18 protein-coding genes and 1 tRNA gene are annotated in these 20,105 nt (G+C 43.7%); 5 read left to right on the top strand and 14 right to left on the bottom strand.

Features of this window, described 5'->3' with window-relative positions; genetic code table 11:
• Positions 1-40 precede the first annotated feature (40 nt).
• The 6 genes from E5672_RS01550 to E5672_RS01525 form a co-directional block, all read right to left on the bottom strand.
• Positions 41-550: a PAS domain-containing protein gene (locus E5672_RS01550; RefSeq protein WP_136780624.1), complete on the bottom strand. Its 510-nt coding sequence runs from the start codon at positions 548-550 to the stop codon at positions 41-43.
• Positions 550-1,545, bottom strand: coding sequence for a response regulator (locus tag E5672_RS01545; protein WP_136780623.1), 996 nt, complete (start codon positions 1,543-1,545; stop codon positions 550-552). Before E5672_RS01545 ends, E5672_RS01550 begins: the two co-directional genes overlap by 1 nt.
• Before the next feature lie 279 nt (positions 1,546-1,824).
• Positions 1,825-2,535 carry an LrgB family protein gene (locus tag E5672_RS01540; RefSeq protein WP_136780622.1) on the bottom strand — a complete coding sequence of 237 codons (711 nt, stop codon included), beginning with the start codon at positions 2,533-2,535 and terminating at the stop codon, positions 1,825-1,827.
• Positions 2,532-2,933 carry a CidA/LrgA family protein gene (locus tag E5672_RS01535; RefSeq protein ID WP_136780621.1) on the bottom strand — a complete coding sequence of 134 codons (402 nt, stop codon included), beginning with the start codon at positions 2,931-2,933 and terminating at the stop codon, positions 2,532-2,534. The genes E5672_RS01540 and E5672_RS01535 overlap by 4 nt, the downstream gene beginning before the upstream one ends.
• 115 nt (positions 2,934-3,048) lie before the next feature.
• The gene (locus E5672_RS01530; RefSeq protein ID WP_136780620.1) at positions 3,049-3,816 is read right to left on the bottom strand and encodes a LytR/AlgR family response regulator transcription factor; all 768 of its coding nucleotides are present in this window, start codon (positions 3,814-3,816) and stop codon (positions 3,049-3,051) included.
• 137 nt (positions 3,817-3,953) lie between these two features.
• On the bottom strand, positions 3,954-4,280 hold the full coding sequence (locus E5672_RS01525) for a DUF3718 domain-containing protein (protein WP_136780619.1): 327 nt from the start codon (positions 4,278-4,280) through the stop codon (positions 3,954-3,956).
• A 316-nt stretch (positions 4,281-4,596) separates the two neighbouring features.
• Here E5672_RS01525 and E5672_RS01520 point away from each other — a divergent pair, with 316 nt between their 5' ends.
• Entirely contained in the window at positions 4,597-5,256 is a 660-nt protein-coding gene (locus tag E5672_RS01520) for a hypothetical protein (RefSeq protein ID WP_136780618.1), read from the top strand.
• Between the two features lie 41 nt (positions 5,257-5,297).
• On the opposite strand, the gene E5672_RS01515 is transcribed toward E5672_RS01520, so the two are convergent.
• The 3 genes from E5672_RS01515 to E5672_RS01505 form a co-directional block, all read right to left on the bottom strand.
• Positions 5,298-5,627 carry a hypothetical protein gene (locus tag E5672_RS01515; protein WP_039223377.1) on the bottom strand — a complete coding sequence of 110 codons (330 nt, stop codon included), beginning with the start codon at positions 5,625-5,627 and terminating at the stop codon, positions 5,298-5,300.
• Between the two features lie 153 nt (positions 5,628-5,780).
• A complete protein-coding gene (locus E5672_RS01510; RefSeq protein ID WP_136781033.1) occupies positions 5,781-6,836 on the bottom strand; it encodes an MbnH family di-heme enzyme in 1,056 nt (351 codons plus the stop codon).
• A gap of 65 nt (positions 6,837-6,901) precedes the next feature.
• On the bottom strand, positions 6,902-7,711 hold the full coding sequence (locus E5672_RS01505) for an MbnP family copper-binding protein (RefSeq protein WP_136780617.1): 810 nt from the start codon (positions 7,709-7,711) through the stop codon (positions 6,902-6,904).
• Positions 7,712-7,789: 78 nt separating this feature from the next.
• Between E5672_RS01505 and E5672_RS01500 the strand changes: the two genes are divergently transcribed.
• From E5672_RS01500 to E5672_RS01485, 4 genes are all read left to right on the top strand, one after another.
• A complete protein-coding gene (locus E5672_RS01500) occupies positions 7,790-10,525 on the top strand; it encodes a choice-of-anchor B family protein (protein WP_136780616.1) in 2,736 nt (911 codons plus the stop codon).
• Positions 10,526-10,667: 142 nt separating this feature from the next.
• Positions 10,668-10,744: transfer RNA gene (locus tag E5672_RS01495), tRNA-Ile, on the top strand.
• A 155-nt stretch (positions 10,745-10,899) separates the two neighbouring features.
• Entirely contained in the window at positions 10,900-12,087 is a 1,188-nt protein-coding gene (locus tag E5672_RS01490) for an MFS transporter (protein ID WP_136780615.1), read from the top strand.
• Positions 12,088-12,260: 173 nt separating this feature from the next.
• On the top strand, positions 12,261-12,839 hold the full coding sequence (locus tag E5672_RS01485) for a porin family protein (RefSeq protein ID WP_136780614.1): 579 nt from the start codon (positions 12,261-12,263) through the stop codon (positions 12,837-12,839).
• A gap of 155 nt (positions 12,840-12,994) precedes the next feature.
• Here E5672_RS01485 and E5672_RS01480 read toward each other — a convergent pair whose 3' ends face one another.
• The 5 genes from E5672_RS01480 to E5672_RS01460 form a co-directional block, all read right to left on the bottom strand.
• A complete protein-coding gene (locus E5672_RS01480; RefSeq protein ID WP_136780613.1) occupies positions 12,995-14,095 on the bottom strand; it encodes a mechanosensitive ion channel family protein in 1,101 nt (366 codons plus the stop codon).
• Between the two features lie 265 nt (positions 14,096-14,360).
• The gene (locus E5672_RS01475) at positions 14,361-17,789 is read right to left on the bottom strand and encodes a M36 family metallopeptidase (RefSeq protein ID WP_136780612.1); all 3,429 of its coding nucleotides are present in this window, start codon (positions 17,787-17,789) and stop codon (positions 14,361-14,363) included.
• Positions 17,790-17,981: 192 nt separating this feature from the next.
• Positions 17,982-18,392, bottom strand: a complete 411-nt coding sequence (locus E5672_RS01470) for a hypothetical protein (protein WP_136780611.1) — start codon at positions 18,390-18,392, stop codon at positions 17,982-17,984.
• 79 nt (positions 18,393-18,471) lie between these two features.
• Positions 18,472-19,401, bottom strand: a complete 930-nt coding sequence (locus E5672_RS01465) for a PA2778 family cysteine peptidase (RefSeq protein WP_136780610.1) — start codon at positions 19,399-19,401, stop codon at positions 18,472-18,474.
• Between the two features lie 4 nt (positions 19,402-19,405).
• Entirely contained in the window at positions 19,406-19,786 is a 381-nt protein-coding gene (locus E5672_RS01460) for a PA2779 family protein (protein ID WP_136780609.1), read from the bottom strand.
• Positions 19,787-20,105 lie beyond the last annotated feature (319 nt).

The raw sequence follows: 20,105 nt of genomic DNA, 5'->3' as shown, positions 1-20,105 counted from the left end.
AAAGCGCCTTACAAAAAGGCGGCTTTACCTTTAGCGGTTGTTAGACGGTGCGTTTAGCGTTTTTAGCGACTAACCGCGCTTCTTGCTCTTCGGACATTGTTACTTGAAGTGCCTCAAGCTGCTTTTTACCAACCGCAACATCCGTCATGTCGTAAATCATCATGCTGATAAAATCTACCTTACCCGTTGCTGAAGTGAGAGGAGACAGCGTGATATTTTGATACATGAACGGCTCACTTCCTGTAATCGGCCGGTAGTTAGGAAACTTGAACAAATAGGGGCGCTGCTCCCAAGTCATAAAAGCGCGAGTCTTTAAGTCGAAGACGGGCTTAGCTTTTTTCATGAACCAGTCTTGTTTAATTGTAGGAAAAAGCGAGAATAAAGTTTTATCTCTGACTTCGCTTGGCAACAGGCCGCTGTGACTTTCCATGAAGCCGTTCCATACCTGCACGGTGAAGTTACGGTCCAGAACCACAATTCCCACATCTACCGTTTGTAGCATGTCCATCATCCAATGGAATTCTTGTAGCTCATCTAAATGTTGGCTCATTAGAAATCCTCCAACAAGTGGGCGAGCTTAGAATTCATCATTTTCATTGACTCTTCAGTAAACAACAAAACTAAATCACACTGAACATTGTAACCTTCAAGACCATAGCTAAGCTCTATCGCCAACGTACGCTTCCACTTGATTTGGTTCATGCTGATAATTTCAGTGATGGCACGGTGCTGACCAAGTACGATGGGATGCCCCTGACTAAAGTTAATATCCATTTGGTTAGCTAACCCAGTTAAACAGGTTCCAATCAGAATACTTGCTGCGTCCATAAGAAGTTCTAACTGCAACTGGTCGTCTACTTCGCCTTCCACATTGAGAATTTTGGCCACATCGTCAAAGCTTGAATCGCTTAAAATACATAGCGCTTCACCGCTAACCCCTGGCCCTAAAAAGCCTTGGCAAACGGCAGTGACCTGTTCGTGACTTTCAATGTCAGAAAGCATCATGTGAAGTTCAGACACTTCAATTAGGTTTACGTTAGGAATGGGGAGTTCTACAAAAACATCCATGGTGCGGGCAAGATGGTCGCCTGCTTGCCCCATGGCAATATTAGTAATCTCTTGGTAACAATCGCGAATATCTGGGTCAAGCGGTGTTACGTCTTCAGGCTCGTCTTCATCGGCATGAAGAATGTTATATTTATCGAGAACCTCAGCGAGTTTGGCTGGATCAACCGGCTTTCGGATAAAGTCTAACGCACCAAGAGAAGTCACTCTCTCATGCGCTTCAGGCTGGATATCCCCAGATACCACAATGACTTTGGTTTTGAGCCCTTGCTGTTGAATGGCCTCTAAAGTGCCGTACCCGTCAAGCACAGGCATATTCAAATCTAGAAGTAAAAGATCACCCTTGCCTTCGGCGAGTGCAGATAAAGCATCTTGACCGTTCTTTGCAAAGTGAACGGCCACGTCCCAGTCTTGTGGGAGGCATTTAGCCACTTGCTTGCGTGCAACTAACGAGTCGTCACATACGAGTACTGAAAACATTAAGTTCTTTTACCACCTAGCTTTTTGCAACCAGCCAACGCTGATATTTTCTAGCAATTTCAATTGTATCGGCACAACCGCAGTGAACTGAAGTATTGATTTTTCTTCGGGTATCACCAGCGGTATTGCTTTATCGACTTTTTAAACAGATAACCTGTATATGGTGATACGAAACACCTCACTAAGAAATAGCACTTTTGGGGAATATTGCCAGCGTGTTTGGCAATTAACTTATCGCTTATTTAGTGGTGATATGTGGATAGTGTGAAAGCACGAAGTTCAAACAAAAATACTGAAAACCACTGGTAGTGCTAGGGCTGTGAATATGCCGTTTACGCACAATCCAAGCGTAGCCATGGCAGCAACGTCCTCTCCCATGTGGATGGACTTAGCCGTTCCTACTGCATGTGCAACGGTTCCCAACGCAATGCCTTGTGCCTTTCGCTCCCACACATTAAATACCGAGAAAATGCCTGTGGCTACAATAGCCCCCACTATGCCAGTGCTTATAACAAAAACGGCTGCTAGCGCTGGAATTCCGCCAATGTGGGCACTCGCTTCCATTGCAAGAGGTGTGGTGATTGACTTGGCCAACATCGTCATTTGTAGTGCCATAGGTGCATCTAACACAAAAAGCGTAAACCACGCAGTGATAGGCGCAATGACTCCCCCAAAGCCGATACTGACGAATAACCTCCATCCATAGTGCTTCAATCTCTGCCATTGTCGATAAATCGGCCATGCTAGCGCCACCGTTACAGGCCCTAAAAGCCAATGTAATAACGATGCGGCTTGCTGATACTCAACAACACTGGTGTTAGAGAAATAAAGGCCTAAGGAAACAAAAGCAGCGGTAAAAACAATCGGGTGTGTAACTGGATGGCCATTACATTTTTTATTAACCCACAGCGCGACGACATAGCCCAAAATAGAAACGCAAAGCCACAATATTCCGCTGAAGGTAAGCGACTGATTTAGCGCGTTAATCATTCAAAGTCCCCGCCTTTTTGTGAAGCGTCGGAGCTGTTATCCAGTTTGCTAGAAAATAGCTTCTGGGCAAACCAAGCAGTAAAGCCTAAACTGAATGCTGTGGTAACAAAAATAGCAATGAAGATTGCTAAAGCATTAGCCTGAATGTCATTCCAATATATAGATACGCCCAGAACAGCAGGAACAAAAAACAAAGACATATGTTTTAAAGGAAAGGAAACAAATCGCGCTGTCGGAGCTTCAAGCTTTGGGAATTTAAGAAGCATACCAAGCAGCAGAAAAAGCCCCACTAGCGCGCCAGGTATAGGTAAGTCCATAGCGCTGACAGCGAAAAGCCCAAGATAATACGCAGCGAAAACTACTATAGCCCCCACTAATGCCTTGCTTACATCTCGCACTATCTGTCCTTATTACACGATATAAAACACCAAGTGTAGCGATTCACAAGTTCAACCACCAGCAGGACCATGGTCGTATAGAGCTGTAAATGAATATTCCTTGAGTTATTTGTGCTTAGCGTTGCTCGACTTGCCAGAACTGATAGTAATATTTGTGAGTAATTTTGAAAGACTCACCACCTTGAATGACGACCCTTTGCTGATTAAGTCTTTGCTCTAAATGTGTAACGTATTTCGCATTTACCGCCACTGAACGGTTACAGCGCTTAAAGTGCTGCTCTCCAAGTCGTCTCAATAGTTCACACAATGTTGTTCGAACCACATAGCTTTCAGACAGCGTATAGACACACATATAATCGCCGGCAGCTTCTATCCATTTAATGTCGGCGGGATTTAAACAGCACCACCCATTCTCAGTTCTAATACCAACCATATTAGGTTTAGTGGCTTTGCTTAACTGTTGACGTAGTGTCGCTAACAACGCGGGCTTAGATACACCGTATTGTTTGCATAGCCCTTCTACCATTGTGTTGAATTGAAAATCACGCTCAAAACAGTCGAATTGGCTTTTAACGTATCCGATAACTCGTATTAGCTGCTCTTCTTTAAAAGGCGGAGTGATAAAACCAGAGGCGTTGTACGAAAAAGCGAGAAGTGCCTCTTCATCCTTGTTGCCCACCGCCATCCAGTACTTTGAAGCGAGATTACGGCACGACTTTGAAACCGAGTAAAAACCGATGGCCTGAGGGTACTTTTCAGCTAAAGCTAGACAATGGCCGACCGACTCCGCTCCAAAAACATGGCTAAAAACGTTGAGCTGCTTCAGTATTTTGCAAAGTGATTCTTGCTTAGATGCAGAGTGTAAGAAAACCAATGAGATCATCTGCCCTACCTTGCATACGAATTGTGGCTAACGATTTCTAGTTCTTGATTGCACGGTAAATTCAAGAAAGTAAATCGTAGATAAAAGCGAAAAAGGGGCTATCGATTAATAGCCCAAATCCAGGGTGAATAACTTTATTAGCGTTTAGCAGTCAATACGTTCGGACCAGCATTGACACGACGAGCAATATGCTGAGCTGTTTTAGACGCATCATGAGTAACCGCAAAGGTCAACATATCTTGACCGTTACAAACTAGACCTTCGTGTAGCTCTTTTATATCTAAACCCGTTGCTTTTACAGCACGATGTAACTTTATACGGCTATCGCTTTTCACTGCTTTGCATACTGCAATTAAACTACCTTCTAGCTCTTTTGGATAAGAGCCAGCGTTTGCGTTAGTAGCGGTTAAAGAAAGGGTCATTCCTAGTAAAGCAAATTGGGTAACACGGCGTAACGTAAACATAACAATTTCCTCTGATAATATTAGGCAACGCGGTGACGACCTCTACATGCCGCCGCACCAATAAGCTAATTTAGGTTTATGATATTTACGCTACAGAAACGTTAAAGTACGGTTATTTGAGACGTTGCGATAAGTGCACAAAAGGCGAGGTTTAACTATCGGTCTAAACTGTTATTAATCGTGCTTAATACATACTTTGCAACATTCTTGAAAAGCAGGGGTGTTACACATTGCAAAGAGCCGCTAAAGTATAGGCTAGCCTAAATTAAAAACGTGACAACACGGTACTTTATTAACATCAATTCAAGGAAGAACTATGTTAGAGCAGCAACGGTATCACCTTGTAAGAGAGAATATGCAACCCGGCGATATCATTGCGTTTGGAGGAAACAGCTTATTCTCCCGCTGGACAAAACTGACTACTCGCTCTGCCGTTACCCATGTAGCAGTTGTCATGCAAACCAAAATGCAAGACAGTGAAACAGCTCTTTACTATAACCAAGTTATAGAAGCTACGTCTTATAAGGGCAAACGAGGCGTGATGACGAACCGCCTTAGTGAACGCGTGGCATCTTATGACGGGGATATTTGGTGGCTGCCACTGTCTAAAGCGTCGCGCGGTTTGTTTGAACAAAACAAACGTGAATTTTTTAGTTTTATGTTTGAGCAGGAAGGAAAGCCCTACGACGTGCTGCAACTTTTTGGCTCAGCGGTAGACGCTATTGATGAACACCCGCTTTTTGGCAGTATTAGTTACAACCAAGAAGACTTTAGTAGCTGGTTCTGTTCGGAGCTTATCGCAGAAGGACTAGAAACAGCAGGGATCATTAGAGGTGTGAACGCGTCCGAGGTAACCCCAGTTGACATCTGTCGGTTCAACATCTTTAAAAAACGTTATGTTCAGATTAAAGGTGAAGGACGATTAATTGGCGGCTTTAACTCGCTAAAACCAGATAATTGGGGCCAGATTGCCTAACCCCAATAACTAAAAAATCACCGTCTGTGGTAGGTGTATTCTTAGAAAATACTATCTTGGTGAATTTTGATAAACATACTCGTACCGATTTTTGAGTAGTCAATCTTATATTCTTTCCCATTTAGCGTTTGAATGAACACCAATGTTTTTTCGTCGCCGAAAACATCGCTAGTTGTTACATCAACCAGTTCCATGTCCATCATTTTGGCATCGCGTTTATTTTCAGGTACTTTGCCTTCGTACTGCTTAATGCCTTTATAGGTAACAATGATTGGCGGGTTGTCATCGCCATTAATAACCAATAAATCTAACTTTCTAATCTTATGAATGATGGTGTTTCGACCACTTGTAATAAAGGGTTTTTCAGTCATTCTCATCTCCGCGACCGCTTACCTGCTTTTTAATTTTTAATAAAGAATGTGATAGTTGAGTTTATCACGATGTTAATAATCAGCACATAAGCATTTGGTTGATATATGTGAGCAAAGTATAAACATAAAACACACAAAGTGAGCAATAAATCACTAATTTTTGTGTGAAACGTGTTTTTCAATAAATTCTTCGTCAGTCAAGCTTTGTAAAAATGCCACCAAAGCAGTTTTTTCTTCTTCAGAGAGAGTAAAACCTTTAATGAACGGGCTACGATAGGGGTTAGGGGTTTCAGCTTTGTTCCCGCCTCTGGCATAAAACTCAATCACGTCATTAAGAGTCGCTATACTCCCATCGTGCATATACGGCGCCGTAAGCGCAATGTTACGCAACGTAGGCGCTCTAAACTTGCCCATATCCTGCTTATTAAAAGTCACACTATATAGTCCCATGTCTGATACAGGATAACTTCCCGCACCATCTTCGTTGTACAAACCGGTATTATGAAATGGTTGCACGCCAAAAGCTTGAAAACTATGTTTAGAAGACTGCGTGAAGTTTACCCCTCCGTGGCAGTGAAAACACTCTGTCCGTTCAGAAAAAAAGAGGTTCAGGCCTTCTAGCTGCTGCGGTGTTAAAGCCCCGTCGTCTTGCCCGTAAGCATAGGCATCGAACGCACTATTAAAAGACACCAAGCTTCTCACATAGCTAGCCAGTGCTTTTACAATATTGTTCACATTAGGGGTTTCGTCACCATACGCAGCCTTAAAAAGCGCTGGGTAATCGCCTTGCTCAAGGCGCGTTAAAATAACGCCTTCATTGCCAGTTACGCCCATTTCCACTGGGTGTTCGTTAAAAAGCGGGATCAAGAGTTGTTTTTCTATACTATCTAAATTGTTGTGAGCCCATGTAAATGAAGCGTTGTAAGCGACATTTACTAGCGCTAACGCATTGCGGTTTAACTTGTCGCCACGAGCGCCTACCGACACCGGCTTAGGTTCCGCAAAGGCATTTTCAGGGTGATGACAGCTACTACAGGATATCGTGTTATCGGCACTTAGCGCCGTATCAAAAAACAGCGTTTCTCCTAGTTTAACGCTTTCCACTGTAATGGGGTTGTCTGCAGGAACCGTAGGCGCAGGAATATCATAAGGCAAATTCCACGCATAAGGTGTGGGAGCTTTCGAGCATGCACTCCCCCCTACAATTATAAAAAGTGAGCAAAAGATTACACGTGTATTAAGCATTTGCGTTTTTATACGTGTAATCACCACTTTTACTGCCACTTAATCCAAGGTCGATGCACAAGATTTTGGATCAACTTTTTACAGGGTTCTGTTTCCGGAGACTCAAACATACAGCTTGGTGCTTCGTTCAGGTCGACTTGCGCAACTATATTAGATACCGATACCTCTAAATCTAAATCCGTATCAAGCTGTGTCATCGGCAAAATAAACTCTACACGATTGGTAAAAGCACAGGATTTTTCTGGCGGCCTTACAGCTGATTCAGAATTACAGCCCACACTGCCTAAATGATAAGACCACTTTCGCGCAGCTTCGCCACTCTTGGACACATCCAGTCTTAAGAACTTATGACCATTTTGCCAGCTCCAAAACATTGTACTGTCATTTAATGGCGAAGGCTGTGTAAGTGGATTGGCGTGGTTGACATCAAAGGGAAGCCCCATGGTAAAACGCAAATTCGTCGATAGCTTCAATAGTTCTTCAGACACATCCAACACAATTTTGCTATTCGCGTCCTCAGGGTTACTGCACTTATTATGAAACTTTAACAGAGCTTCATTCGGCGTTTGCCATTGGGTTTGTTTAAACTTAACCCGCTGCCATTTTCCATCAATACGTATTTCAGGCTTACTCAGGTAAAAACCAAAATAATCAACATTCCAACGCTGCTGCCCGATACTCATGATCATTGGACAAGCACCAGTATCTACACCCACCAGCTTAAAAGGAATTTCTCCGGGCTGCCGTCCTTTGAGGTTTACTACATCACACCCGGTTATCGATACTAAAACCGCTAAGAGTAACGAAGGCATGACACTCATGCGAAAAGGCATTTTCATTTACTTATGTACTTCCTTTGATTATCTGGTAGCTTTTTAAACAAACCAGCAATTTTTAATACTTGCACGGACGACAAGATGAATGCATTACAAATAACGCTAATAGTGCTGCTTTTAACATTTATGAGTCAAGCTGCACTGGCTCACACTGACCACGACAAAGCACGCTTTGTTGCCGAAAACGGCATTGACACAGGAAAGTGTGACAACCGTTTCAGACCCTGTAAAACCCTGATATACGCGGCTAGGCAGGCCAATAAAGGCGATAAAATTTTAGTCGCTGAAGGCCAGTATTATTTCGACAACGCACAGCAAGCACAAGTTCTAAACGACAGTCTTCTTCCTGTGCTTGGCGGTTTTTCTCGTAAAGATCACTTCCAAGCGCAAAAGCCGGCGTTACACAAAACAACGCTTCTAAACGTGCCTGTGTATCTATCAGAAGCGCTTTACGATAAGGGGTTCGACACTATTGTTGATGGTAAAGCAACAGCAACTTTTCCATCACTAACCGCGCAACACATGGAAGTAAGTACTACCGTTAGCGCGAATGAAAGCTGTAGTGATGGGACGGCTGCTGGCTACCCGTGCAACAACATCGATTTACTTTCCCACGTCCCAGTTAGCACGCTGTCATCGGTGTCAAATGGCGCTAATGATATCTGGGGACATGTGGACCTAAACAACAGTAGAGAGTACGCCATTGTTGGTATGCAGGCCAGTATAGCGGTTGTAGATGTTACCGAACCGACCTCCCCCGTAGTTGTGGGAGAAATTACTGGGCAAAGTACATCCTGGCGCGACATTAAGGTATACCAGTATTTTGATAGCGCTGCGGAACGATTTAAAGCCTATGCCTATGCCAGTGCTGACAGTGTGACCGAAGGGTTTACCATAATCGATCTAAACGACTTGCCTGAGAGCATAAGCCTAGTTAGTCGCAATACCGATGACAATCGCGCACATAACATCTACATATCAAATGTAGACTACACGCTTAATACTCCACTGACAGGCGCAACGTCTCAGCTTCATTTGGTCGGCCAAGATAGTAATGGCGGCGCTTTTCGCTCCTATGCGCTAAACGCTCCACAAGCCCCCACCCCCTCTTATATTCCCAATGGACTTACCCGAGCAGACTACACGCATGACGCATCGTCAATGCACATCACTGATGCACGAGCTCAAACTGAATGCGTAAATGCCACCGCATCTGGATGTACCGTAATGCTCGACTTCAATGAAGGCTCAATGCGCCTTTGGGACCATACTAATACTAGTAGTACGTCCGAACTAAGTAATACTAGTTACAACGAAGTTGCCTATACTCACAGCGGCTGGTTTAGTGAAGATAAACAGTACGCGTTTGTCCACGATGAACTGGACGAGCGCAATTTTAGCCTAAATACACGGGTCATGATTTTTGATATTTCATCACTCACTGCGCCTGTTCTGGCGGGCGTTTGGAACAGTGACAACGGCACCATCGATCACAACGGCTACGTGAGAGGCAACCGCTATTACATGTCGAATTACGAACGTGGCTTAACCGTACTAGACATTTCAGATCCTACCGCACCAGAAGAAGTAGGTTTCTTCGACACCTACCCTGCTTTTAACAGCACTAACTTCAACGGTGCCTGGGGTGTTTATCCATTTTTACCTAGCGGTAATATTTTAGTCAGCGATATTCAGCGTGGCTTGTTTGTTTTAAAAGACAACACGCTTACCGCGACAACTGTTGCAGCATTTTCGCAAAGTAGTCATGAGACAGAAGCCGATACAACATTTAACCTTCCCGTTACTAAAAGCGGCGACAGTGCCATGTCGGTAGCCTACGAGGTATTAGCAGGCTCTGCCCTCAGCAATGATGTTTTGTTAACTTCTGGCGAGCTTACCTGGGGCGCAAATGATTCTGACGCCAAGAACATTACGTTAAGTGTTAGCGCTAATAATGATACAGAAAGTAACGAAGTATTCTTTGTAAGGCTATTTAACCCCCAGGGCGGCGGTATCGCTTCGGGCAAAGGCTATACGCAAGTAACAATACTTGGTACGGCGCAACAAGGAAAAGTTGAACTAAGTAAATCTGAACTCGCCATTCTAGAGACAGCCCCCGAACTTACCGTAAATATTGTTCGTCAAGGCGGAAGTGAAGGTGAAGTTAGCGTGAATTATTCACTAGAAAATAGCACAGCAGTAAGCGGTGAGGACTTTGTAAGTCAGTCTGGCATGCTGACTTGGAGTGATGGCGATACTGCCGATAAGACGGTGACAGTAACGCTTATTAACGACAGCGTGGAAGAAGAAAACGAACAGTTCCGTTTAGTACTTGCCGCACAAGATGCCAACTTATTAGGCGGCGTTGTCGAAACTCTCATTACAATAAAAGATGATGAGAGCAACCAAGCCCCCGTTGTGAACGCGGGAACAGATGTTGAAACCGATGTGAGAGCAAGCGTTGAGCTAACAGGTAGCGCGCAAGACCCTGAAGGTGCACTTACAAACCTAGAATGGACACAAACCGCAGGCGAAACGGTTACCATAAGAAATTCAGATACGCTAACTATGTCTTTCACAGCCCCAGCTACTGCAAGTAACTTAACGTTTGCATTGAGTGCAACCGACGAATTTGGCGTTAGCACCAGCGACACTGTTACGGTAAATGTAAATGAGAGCGTAGCAAATGTACCTGTTGGTGATAGTTCAAATAGTTCTGGCGGGGGTGGTTCAACTACTTTATTAAGCATGTTGGTGCTTGCTTTTGCAGTTCGGTTACGCCGTGTTCGACTGCAGAAAGTTAGACTCAACTCATAGGTGAGTGAACAAAAATAAAGCAAACAAATCACAAAGCCACAAGCGAGGCGTGACAAGGCAAATAAAACTGCTTATACTTGCGCTCGCTTGTGGTTGTTACGCAAAGCAATTTGCAATGAAAACCGCACAGCACATCTAATACGGCCCCATAGCTCAGTTGGTTAGAGCATCCGACTCATAATCGGCAGGTCCCCTGTTCAAGTCAGGGTGGGGCCACCATTTTCTTAAGCGTCATCGACTATTAAGCCCCCACTAGAAACCACTTTGTTGTGCACTTTTGCTCAAACTTGAAAAAGCGCCTTTATTAAAACTGTAATACCTCATCTGTAGCCTATCCTTATTATTAGTCTACTTTTTTACCGGTTTCTTATTAGATGAAGCACAACATGTCGCGCTATGCGTTTTACTCGCTAACGGTTACCTTCACTATTTTGTCTGTTCTTGGCCAAGTCTCTACCAGCATTTATAGCCCCTTCTTTTTTGACCTAGCGACTATGTATGACAGTCAGGTGAGCATAATCGAGCAAAGCGTAGCTGTGTTTTTAGTCGCCTTCTCACTTTCACAGTTAACGTCTGGCATAGTGTGCGACTACGTAAACAAGCAAAAATTTTTGTTCTACGGAATCATAGTATTTATTGCAGGTACACTTATGGTGGCGCTTGCCGATGAAGAGTCTACTTTTCTTATAGGTCGTGTGGTGCAAGGCTTAGGTGGGGGCGTTGGCGTATCAGTATCGCGAGGGCTGTCACGTCAAATATTTAGCGAAAAACAGCTAAATACTTCACTTTCACTTATCAATATTGCCTTCGCTATTGCCCCAGCAATAGCGCCTCTAGTAGGTACAATAATCGGCGAATCTTTGGGTATTTCCGCTATTTTTTATTTCGTGCTGGTAATGGGACTACTCGCCCTATTTTCGCTATTTTCAGTCTCTAGCATTCTTAGTTATTTTACGCCGCCGGTATCTGACAATGTTTATAGTAATACGCTGGTACTTATTAAAAGTACTATAGTGAAGCTTGTCTCGGTAGGCATGGCTAGCGGGCTTTTGTATGGCATTGTGTTTTGCTTTATTACCATTGCGCCATCTATGGTAATGCAGCAGTTCGGGCTTTCCAAAACCCTGTTCTCGATATACTCGCTGCTGGCCACCTTGTCGTTCGTTGCAGGCAGCGTACTCAATATTCGGCTGACGTCTTTGTCGCCTTTTCAAAAGTTCAGGGTCTCTAGTTTCTGTTTAGCCGCGCTTTCCGTGCTTTTTGCATTAACCGTCTTCTCGGGTTCCCAAAGTGGGTTAGTCAGTATTTTGGCCTACTGCTATATAGCGTTCTTTTTTATCGGCCTCGCTATGCCTTGTAGCGTAACTATTATGCTGGGCTATTCTGAAACATCTGCTGGTTTTTTAGCAGCACTCACTGGCTTTTTCCATCTGACAGGAGCCGCCATAGGCGCTTACGTAGTGACGCTACTAACGCTAGAGCCTACCGAGGCTTTTAGTTTAGCAACTTGCGCGCTAAGTATTGCCAGTATCGCTATTTGCTTTACATTGAAAAAGCACTAGTTGATCATTCTTTCGATAATGCAATTGCAATCACACGTTAAAAACCGCGCAGGCTATGGCCAATAAACAAGCTCATCTTGTACTCACCTATTTGGTTTTCAAAACTTATCCCCATAATGAAAAAGCTTCCAAAAGTGGTTGGAAGTTTTTTTGTTAAAAGGACATTAGAAACAATGAAACGTACTATTCTCGCCAGTATCTTTGGCGCACTCTCTTTAAATGCATTCGCAGCTTCGCCTTCATATGACTTCGTTAAAGCTGGGTATGTACAAGCAGATATTGAAGACGCAGGCGACTTCGAGCCAAATGGTTTTCAAATTCAAGGCTTTAAATCACTAAACGAAAACGTCTACCTTACAGGCCGTTATGGTCAGCTAAGCGAAGACGAAAGTGGTGTAGACGCTGATTTAGACTATGTGTCTGCGGGTATAGGCTACCGTTACGGTCTTACGCAAAATACCGACTTCTTTGGTGAAGTTACTTATGAGTATGTAGATATTGACCTAGATTCTAACTTTATTTCTGGTGAAGCTGACGACAACGGCTATGGCATTACTGCTGGCGTTCGCTCAATGCTTTCAGAACAGTTTGAACTGCGTGGTGCTATTCGCTACATCGATATCGAAGAAGATGATACTGCTTTTGAAATTGGTGCAGACTATTTCTTTACGCCGCAATTTTCATTCGGCGCGACTTATGTCATCGCTGATGATGTAGACTTGCTCGGAGTATCAGCACGCTACACTTTTTAATACGCTAACAGTAAGAAGGCGTAAACGTATTAAAGCCACGTTTTTAAACGTGGCTTTTTTATGCTTAGCGGTTATTAACCCTTATTGATGACATAAATCGGTACGAATCTGCAATTTAAAAAGCGCTGTGTTAACACTATCAATTTTTCTCAGTCTCATGGCCTTGTATGCTCTTGCGTTGACGACAATGCCGAAGCCGCCCCCTCTTGCTCCATATTAAGCGCAGTAATTGGGAATGGTATTACAATACCCTCTTCATCAAATCGCTTTTTCAGCATTTTGATAAAGGCGCTTTTAATAAAGAAGCGATTGAAATATTCGCGGGTTCTCAGCATCACGGTTAAGTTAATACTCGAATTGTCGAAGGTGTGGAACAACACAAAAGGTTGGTAGGTTTCAACACCATACTCATGTTTTTCTAGAATGGTATTGGCAACTTCTAAACAGACCTTTTCAACATGGTCTAAATCAGAGCTATAGTGCACGCCCACTTCAACGGGTACTGATAGTTCGCGTTCAGGATAGTAGTAGTTAATCAGTTTGGAATTAGAGAGCTTGCTGTTCGGCATAATAACAATGTTGTTCGGCAGCATTCTAACCCACGTAGAGCGCCACCCTATTTTCTCGACAAACCCTTGTTCCCCTGAATCCAGTTCAATGAAATCGCCTATACGAATAGGCTTGTCCATGACCAACTGAATACCAGAGAAGAAATTTTCAAGCGTTGGTTGTAGCGCTAATGCTACTGCAAGCGATGTAATACCTAATGAAGCAACGATGGGCGTTATCGATACTCCCATCGTGCTTAAAATGATTAAAATGGCGAGTACGGCAAACACTGCTCTTACTGCACCACCAGCAATCGCGCTGGTATTTTTCACTATAGTAGACTGATCGCGGTAGCGGCTTAAGGAATAGGTAACAAAGCGTTCAAAGAAGAGAAACAGTGTAATTATAAGGCCAGCTTCAATAACAATAGTTAACGCCTCAATAGCCCTTTCATCTTCTACCTGAAATACTGAAACAATGCTTTTCACCAATAACAGAAAGATAACCCAAATCAGTAAATTCAGAGGAGCATTTAGTGACAATACAAGTACACGATAAATATCGGACATACTGCTGTTTTCTGAACGCGCCTTGGCCTTTAAGCGCACCAAAATAAGACGTTTAATGATGAAAAGCACAATAACAACGCCTATTAATCCGGCTATCGCTATTGCCTGTTGATTTTCAAGAAGTTGGGTGCTGTCCACGGCTGACGATGCTCCTGCGTAACAAAGTATGGTGTTTTTTTATTAGCTAAACGTTAATACGGGAAAGAAGACGCAAAAGGTGCACCAATTGTTTTGTTTCTATGCAAAGTTCATTATGCAGGTCGTTTACCTAGAATATAAAAAAAGCCCTGTATTGTTTTCACAACATAGGGCTTTAATTTGTTTCATAAGCCTTTAGCAAGGCGCTTATGTGTAGATTACACTTCGCCTATTTGACCTAGTTTCTAGGCGCTTTTGCTGACGACTAATTAAGTAAGTTCAAGGGCAATACTTTCCCTGATACCGGGTTAAACTCAAACGTTACTGTTCCCGTTGTCGCATTACCATTTTGATCAACGTTTGCGTCGTTAATATCACTTACAAACTGATCAATAACAACCCGGTATGACGTCGGGCCGTTAGCCCAACCATTCACGCGAACCCGATAGGTTTCTCCGGGGACAATGCCACCGCCAACTTGCTCATTAGAGCCCAAGTTGCCGGAGCTCGCCATAATATTGCCTTCGGCATCGAGCAGTTCAAAGTCAAGATCTGGCACCGCTACTACCTCAACATCAGCGCTCAGCGTTGCAACTACACTTGACGCACTTGGCAGCGCTGTAAACGGGATATCAACATAGTCAACGCCATCAACCAATGCTTCATCTGCTGCGCCAATTAAAACAACCCCCGTGTGCTCCTCAATATTATGGTAAACCACAGACTGTTCTTTTGGTTCAGACATATCAAAGGTAGGTGTTTCTCCAGTGCCAGTTGATGAAGGGCCAGCTTCGTAACCGCTGATCCGCGCTTGGAACGTAAAGAGTTTTCCATTTGGGTTATCAAACTTTAGATAACGCAGTGCAGATGTTCTGTCTACATCTAGCGATTGATCGAAACGGAACCTTGCTATGTCGCCGTTTTGACCAGTGCCACCATTATCTGCATTCAATACGGTAATACTGCCATTGCTAATATGAGTAATATCGAAATCAACTGGACCGTAAATTCTCTCGTCGCCAGTATTTATCAACGCAATATCAAAGGCAAAGATACCGTTATTGTAGTTTACATTACCCACCTTGTAGTCAACTTGCTCACTCACATCCACCGTGTTTAAGCCGGTTGAAGCAATCCCTGACATATTAGAAAAACCAACTTGCTGATTAGGGTTAAGGCTGATTGCACGTACTACGTATTCATAGTCAAACGAGTCTATGCCTTGACCTGCACCGCGTCCTAAACCTTGCCCTTTGTCTATGTAGCGATTATCGCCCACTATAAATTCAACATGGGTGAAACCAGAGAATGTGAGGTCGCCGTCAAAGTATTCTCGGGTTGGTACACCCCCAAACAAACGCGCACTCGACCCTTTTTTGCGTTTTAGCAATTGATAAGCAAAAGCGTCAGGTAGGGTTTCCCACGTAATTTCAATCGCGTCATCAGAAATGATATGCGCGTCTATAGCGTCTGGTGTCGATGGCTTAGCCTGGGTAGCCGTAAACTCGCTCACTGCCGTTGATATAGTCTGTCGACCGCCTAACGGTGCTTTCGCATTCGCACCTAGCTCTCTGGCAGCAAAAACACGCTCAATTAATGCATGATGACGACCCGGTGAAGTTAAATCTAAAGGATCGGTAGGATATAAGGCGGCATCTGCAATTAACACTGCATCTCGTGCGCGCACAAAGGTATCTGGCGCAGATATCCCTAACACGTACATTGAACCTAGGAAGATACGTTCCCATGTTTCTTTGCCCAAGCTAGTTTCTTGGGTAGGATCGCCTGTAACTGGGTCGGGGCGCACGAAGTCTTGTCTAGGCTGCACTGCCACCATAAGTTCGCGTAGATCCCACATAGCTCCCGCGTAAATTTCCCCATCGCGATGCACTTCGAACGCGTTATCTCTTGTACCTAACTGCGAATAACGAATTTGACTCTGTGCAGAACGAATAAACTCAAATGAATCGGGATTAACACCCTGCTCTCTTAAGAATTTTCGTAAATCGCATGAATTAACGGGGTAAGTACCTAAATCTGGTGTTTCGCCTACTGTGTATGCCCACAGGTCAGCTTGCCCTTCGTTAAGCGCGCCACCTTCTGGCTCGCCTTCAAAACCTGCGATAGGCGTAATTGTCGCGTGTGTGCCTTCATGAATGGGAACCGAGAAATCCATTGCTAGGTTGTTGAACAAGTAACCATGGCCGTAAGCTGTCGGGTTAACCACGACCTCTTCACCTGCAATTTCCTGTGATAACGGCACCGCGAATGCGTTGTCCAACCCCAATAGCTTAGCCATAAACTCAGGATCTGCTGGATTATCTGGTGGGTCGAGCACATTCGGAATATGTACCACACCAGTTAACGGTACCGCTTCGTTAGGGTAGCTATTTGGAAACGAGCCATCGCCCACGCCACGACTATGCACAGCATCGCCGTCTTTATGAAGGTAATCTAGATATTCGAGTAATGTGGTGATGTAAATAAACTGGCTGATGCCGTCAATGTGATGTGCCGTAGAAGGCGTTACATGATCATCTTCGACAGGTCTTGCCTCTATGGCAGCATCTTCACTGAAGTGATACGTGCCGGTTGCTGCCTGTGGAAACGGTCCTTTTGTCAGCATCGCGCTTTCAATAAGCGCGTGCTTACCTGTAAGCAAACCTTCAACCCCCGTCACTAAGTTGGAATCGTCAAACTTACGTAAGTTAATGCGTTCCATCCCTTTCGGTTTGCCGGTGTAGCCACCTGCATCGTCCTCTATCAAACATTCGCTTTGCATCGACGGCGTAATGGGTGGAAATGTTGGGAAATAATCCGCAGTCTGCTGAACCAAGCCAATCTGCCCCGTTTGCGTAACTTCATTTTCACCTGTAGGAAGAATGGTTCTGACCCTGTCATTACGCGCCAGAATGTCTCCCGATTGGGCATCGATAACATACTCAAACACACCAAAGGGATTTGACGAGTAATAAAAGAACTTCCATGCCAGTTTAAGTTCATTGTTATCTTGTACAACCACTTTCTGTGGTACTGGCTTGGCAAATATGCCTAGGCTTTTTTCTATTTGAGAAAAAGCAGGGTTCAGTACATCAAGAGCTTCTATGGGCAATGCCCGCTTGTAAGACGCTAAATCGGCGGTTGCCACGCTGATAGCGCTATCCGCAGAAAGAACCTGTGTATTTGCAATAGGCGTATTTATAGCAGTGTCGGCGAACAGCGCTCTCACTACCTGAGACTCGTCAATTAAAAGCCCAACGCCTCTGTCTTTGATTTTTACACCATCTATGACTTGGTCAAATCTTACTAAATGTCCACCCAGTGCAGCTTTACTACGGTGAGGGTTAAAAACAAAATCCCCGTCACTTAGACCACCTAAAAGGGCAGAATGACGACTTATAAAGTCATATCCCATTTGTTCAGGTGACGCACCTGAAACGTCAATGGCAATACCAAAAACACTGTCTAAATGGCCATTAGCCGTTCTTAACGTAGATGATGGGAATGTGGTTTGCAGTTGGTCTAACGCCATTTGAAACAAGCTGTTTGCTGGCGGGTTAACAACATTGTCAGTTAGATTTATTTCGGCAATGCGGTGCGATGAAGTATCTAAGGGTGCGTGTACTTTGGAGGCGCTTGCTACGAAAGGTAAAGCAGCTGCTACCGCAGCATATATAAGGGTTCTTTTTTTCATTATTCAATCCTTAAAATTTGGAGCTACCAGTGCGTTCAGTGTTAATACTGAGCAACGGCTAGATAGCGTTAACCAAATTAGAATCGAGCAAAAAGAAACCAACCACCATAGGGGTTAACCACTAGAGTTAACTGCACCAACCAGATGTGAGAAACACTTAACTAGGTGTGTAATTAACTGATTCGTAGCTTGTTAAGAATCAAAGAGCAGAGATAACTTGCGTTTATATTCGCGAGATAGCCACAGAGAAGCTTCGTCAATGTCAGTGAAGAATAGATAATCCAAATTTTTTAATTCTGGAATTCTTTGAAACATAATTCCGCGTATAACAGGTCCTTTGTAGACATAAGCTTTTGCTATTAATCCCATTTCAGGAAGTCGCTTTATAATTCGCTTGAGTACGTCGAAAGCTTCAGGAGTTGCGCCTTCAACTAGACTGATATCTGCCAGCAGGGAAAAGGGCTGTCGATTCAGTCCGGTAACAAATTTAAACAGGCGCTCACGGTATTCTTCCGCACTTTTTTCGTTAAACACACCGCAGAGTCGAATGGTAACTATTCCATTATCATACGAAATTAATGATGAGCTCAGTTTTTTCGTCATAGCCTATTTTCATAATTACTTTCTATGTTAATAGTAGACGATAAGTTTTAGAAAAGGCGAACGCGCTCGAACTTTAGATTTATTTATCGACCAACGCTAATAGAGCTTGGTTATTGGGGAAACGTTCAAGCCCCTGTTTTAGAATTGTATTTGCTTTTTCGGGCATGTTGTTCTCGCGCAAAGCTAAAACATAGTTGTGAACATAAACATCTTGGTTTTGACCCACTTCATAGCCTTTCTTGAACCAAGTCAGCGCTTGGCTGTCGTTTTGTTCCAAGTGATAATTAGCAATCAGAAAATAGCTTAGCCAGTACGTAGGCCAAGTTTGCGTCGCGGTTTCCAAAAACGCCAATGAACGCGCTTTGTCTCCCACTTTAAGCATATCATAGGCTGCACTTACATAAGTAAAAGGCGTCATCTCAGAAGACGTCACCTTGGGAGGAACCGGAGCTAAATACCAGTAATTTCCCCTTCCCCACGTTCTTTCAAAAAGCTCAAGCGACATTTCGTGATTAGGCGTAAGGCCAGTATGTAAGGTAACCGTACCCTTTTTACTATCAAATCCGATAACAACAGCGTAGTGCCATTGGGGTAATAATTGGATGGATAAATTTTGAAAAACAATCACTGGAATATCGTCTTTCACTAACGACATAATCGACGTTAATGTCCCTCGCTCAGTATATGGCAAGAAACCAAATTGTCGGGTAGCGCTGACCATTTCGAGCTGCAGACTTCCTTCTTTGTTCGGAATGAACAACTTAGGCGCAATATCCTCTGGAGGGGTGCTTTCACCATAGTAACCAAACACTTCAGACAGTGTAGTTGGCCCGCAATAAAACTGTTCTTGGGGGAAAAATGGTACAGATTGAATAGTGTGTGATTCCGGCAAAGAGGCCAGACCCTCTTGCCTAAGTTTGTCAGCTTGTGGTGTGGATTGACAGCCAGAAAGCAAAAACAGAAACGAAAGGCCTGCTAACGCGCAGGCCTTTTTAAATGAATCGATCATCCAATTAGCTGTTCACTGGACGAATAAATGGGTATACGTCGGTTACACCAATTAGGTCTAAAATTGCGATGATGGCAAGTACAGTAAGCACTGCGCCCACTACACCACCCGCGGGGGCTTGGTTAATTTCATCATTTAATTGCGCAATTTCACTGTCGGTCATGCCGTTGATTCTAGCAATAGCTTGGTTGCTATCTACACCTAAGCTCACTAATTTACTCTGCACGTCAGCACGGTTAACCATGTCAATTAGCTGCTGCTTGTTGTAATGAGCTGCTTGAGTTTGCATTACGGAATCTGAGCTAATTGCTTCTGCGTGTATACTACCAGACATTAAAACCGTTGCTGAAAAGCAACCAATCGCAATTTTTTTCAAAAACTTCATGATGTTTCCCTCTATAAAATGCACAGTTTTATTCTTCTTTTGCATTACCTATCGCACGGTAAACAAGAGTGAAATAAAACTTCGCACTGATTCAGCAGACGCGTTTGCAGTCTGCGGTTTATTTTCAATAGGCAGACGCAGCAAGATTAAGACCAACTAACAAAGTCTTTTGTTTATGGTAGACAAGGTTTTACTTTTTTCATGCTGAAATAGTAGTTTAAGCGAACCCTTAGCACCAAAACGGAAGAAAAATTTCATTCATTCCCTCCTGAATTAAGCATTCACCATGCAGTCACTTTTATGTAATATTTTCTTTATG

The organism is Alteromonas portus, assembly GCF_005117025.1.
In the GTDB taxonomy this organism is placed as follows: Bacteria; Pseudomonadota; Gammaproteobacteria; order Enterobacterales; family Alteromonadaceae; genus Alteromonas; species Alteromonas portus.
Note: the sequence above shows the minus strand (reverse complement) of the source record. Positions and strands in the feature narration are given on the sequence as shown.

Coding starts and splice junctions, on each gene's coding strand:
- E5672_RS01470 (WP_136780611.1), bottom strand. CDS start 18,392: ATGACGAAAAAACTGAGCTCATCATTAATTTCGTATGATAATGGAATA.
- E5672_RS01520 (WP_136780618.1), top strand. CDS start 4,597: ATGTTAGAGCAGCAACGGTATCACCTTGTAAGAGAGAATATGCAACCC.
- E5672_RS01515 (WP_039223377.1), bottom strand. CDS start 5,627: ATGACTGAAAAACCCTTTATTACAAGTGGTCGAAACACCATCATTCAT.
- E5672_RS01505 (WP_136780617.1), bottom strand. CDS start 7,711: ATGAAAATGCCTTTTCGCATGAGTGTCATGCCTTCGTTACTCTTAGCG.
- E5672_RS01465 (WP_136780610.1), bottom strand. CDS start 19,401: ATGATCGATTCATTTAAAAAGGCCTGCGCGTTAGCAGGCCTTTCGTTT.
- E5672_RS01530 (WP_136780620.1), bottom strand. CDS start 3,816: ATGATCTCATTGGTTTTCTTACACTCTGCATCTAAGCAAGAATCACTT.
- E5672_RS01485 (WP_136780614.1), top strand. CDS start 12,261: ATGAAACGTACTATTCTCGCCAGTATCTTTGGCGCACTCTCTTTAAAT.
- E5672_RS01545 (WP_136780623.1), bottom strand. CDS start 1,545: ATGTTTTCAGTACTCGTATGTGACGACTCGTTAGTTGCACGCAAGCAA.
- E5672_RS01540 (WP_136780622.1), bottom strand. CDS start 2,535: ATGATTAACGCGCTAAATCAGTCGCTTACCTTCAGCGGAATATTGTGG.
- E5672_RS01550 (WP_136780624.1), bottom strand. CDS start 550: ATGAGCCAACATTTAGATGAGCTACAAGAATTCCATTGGATGATGGAC.
- E5672_RS01460 (WP_136780609.1), bottom strand. CDS start 19,786: ATGAAGTTTTTGAAAAAAATTGCGATTGGTTGCTTTTCAGCAACGGTT.
- E5672_RS01500 (WP_136780616.1), top strand. CDS start 7,790: ATGAATGCATTACAAATAACGCTAATAGTGCTGCTTTTAACATTTATG.
- E5672_RS01475 (WP_136780612.1), bottom strand. CDS start 17,789: ATGAAAAAAAGAACCCTTATATATGCTGCGGTAGCAGCTGCTTTACCT.
- E5672_RS01490 (WP_136780615.1), top strand. CDS start 10,900: ATGAAGCACAACATGTCGCGCTATGCGTTTTACTCGCTAACGGTTACC.
- E5672_RS01525 (WP_136780619.1), bottom strand. CDS start 4,280: ATGTTTACGTTACGCCGTGTTACCCAATTTGCTTTACTAGGAATGACC.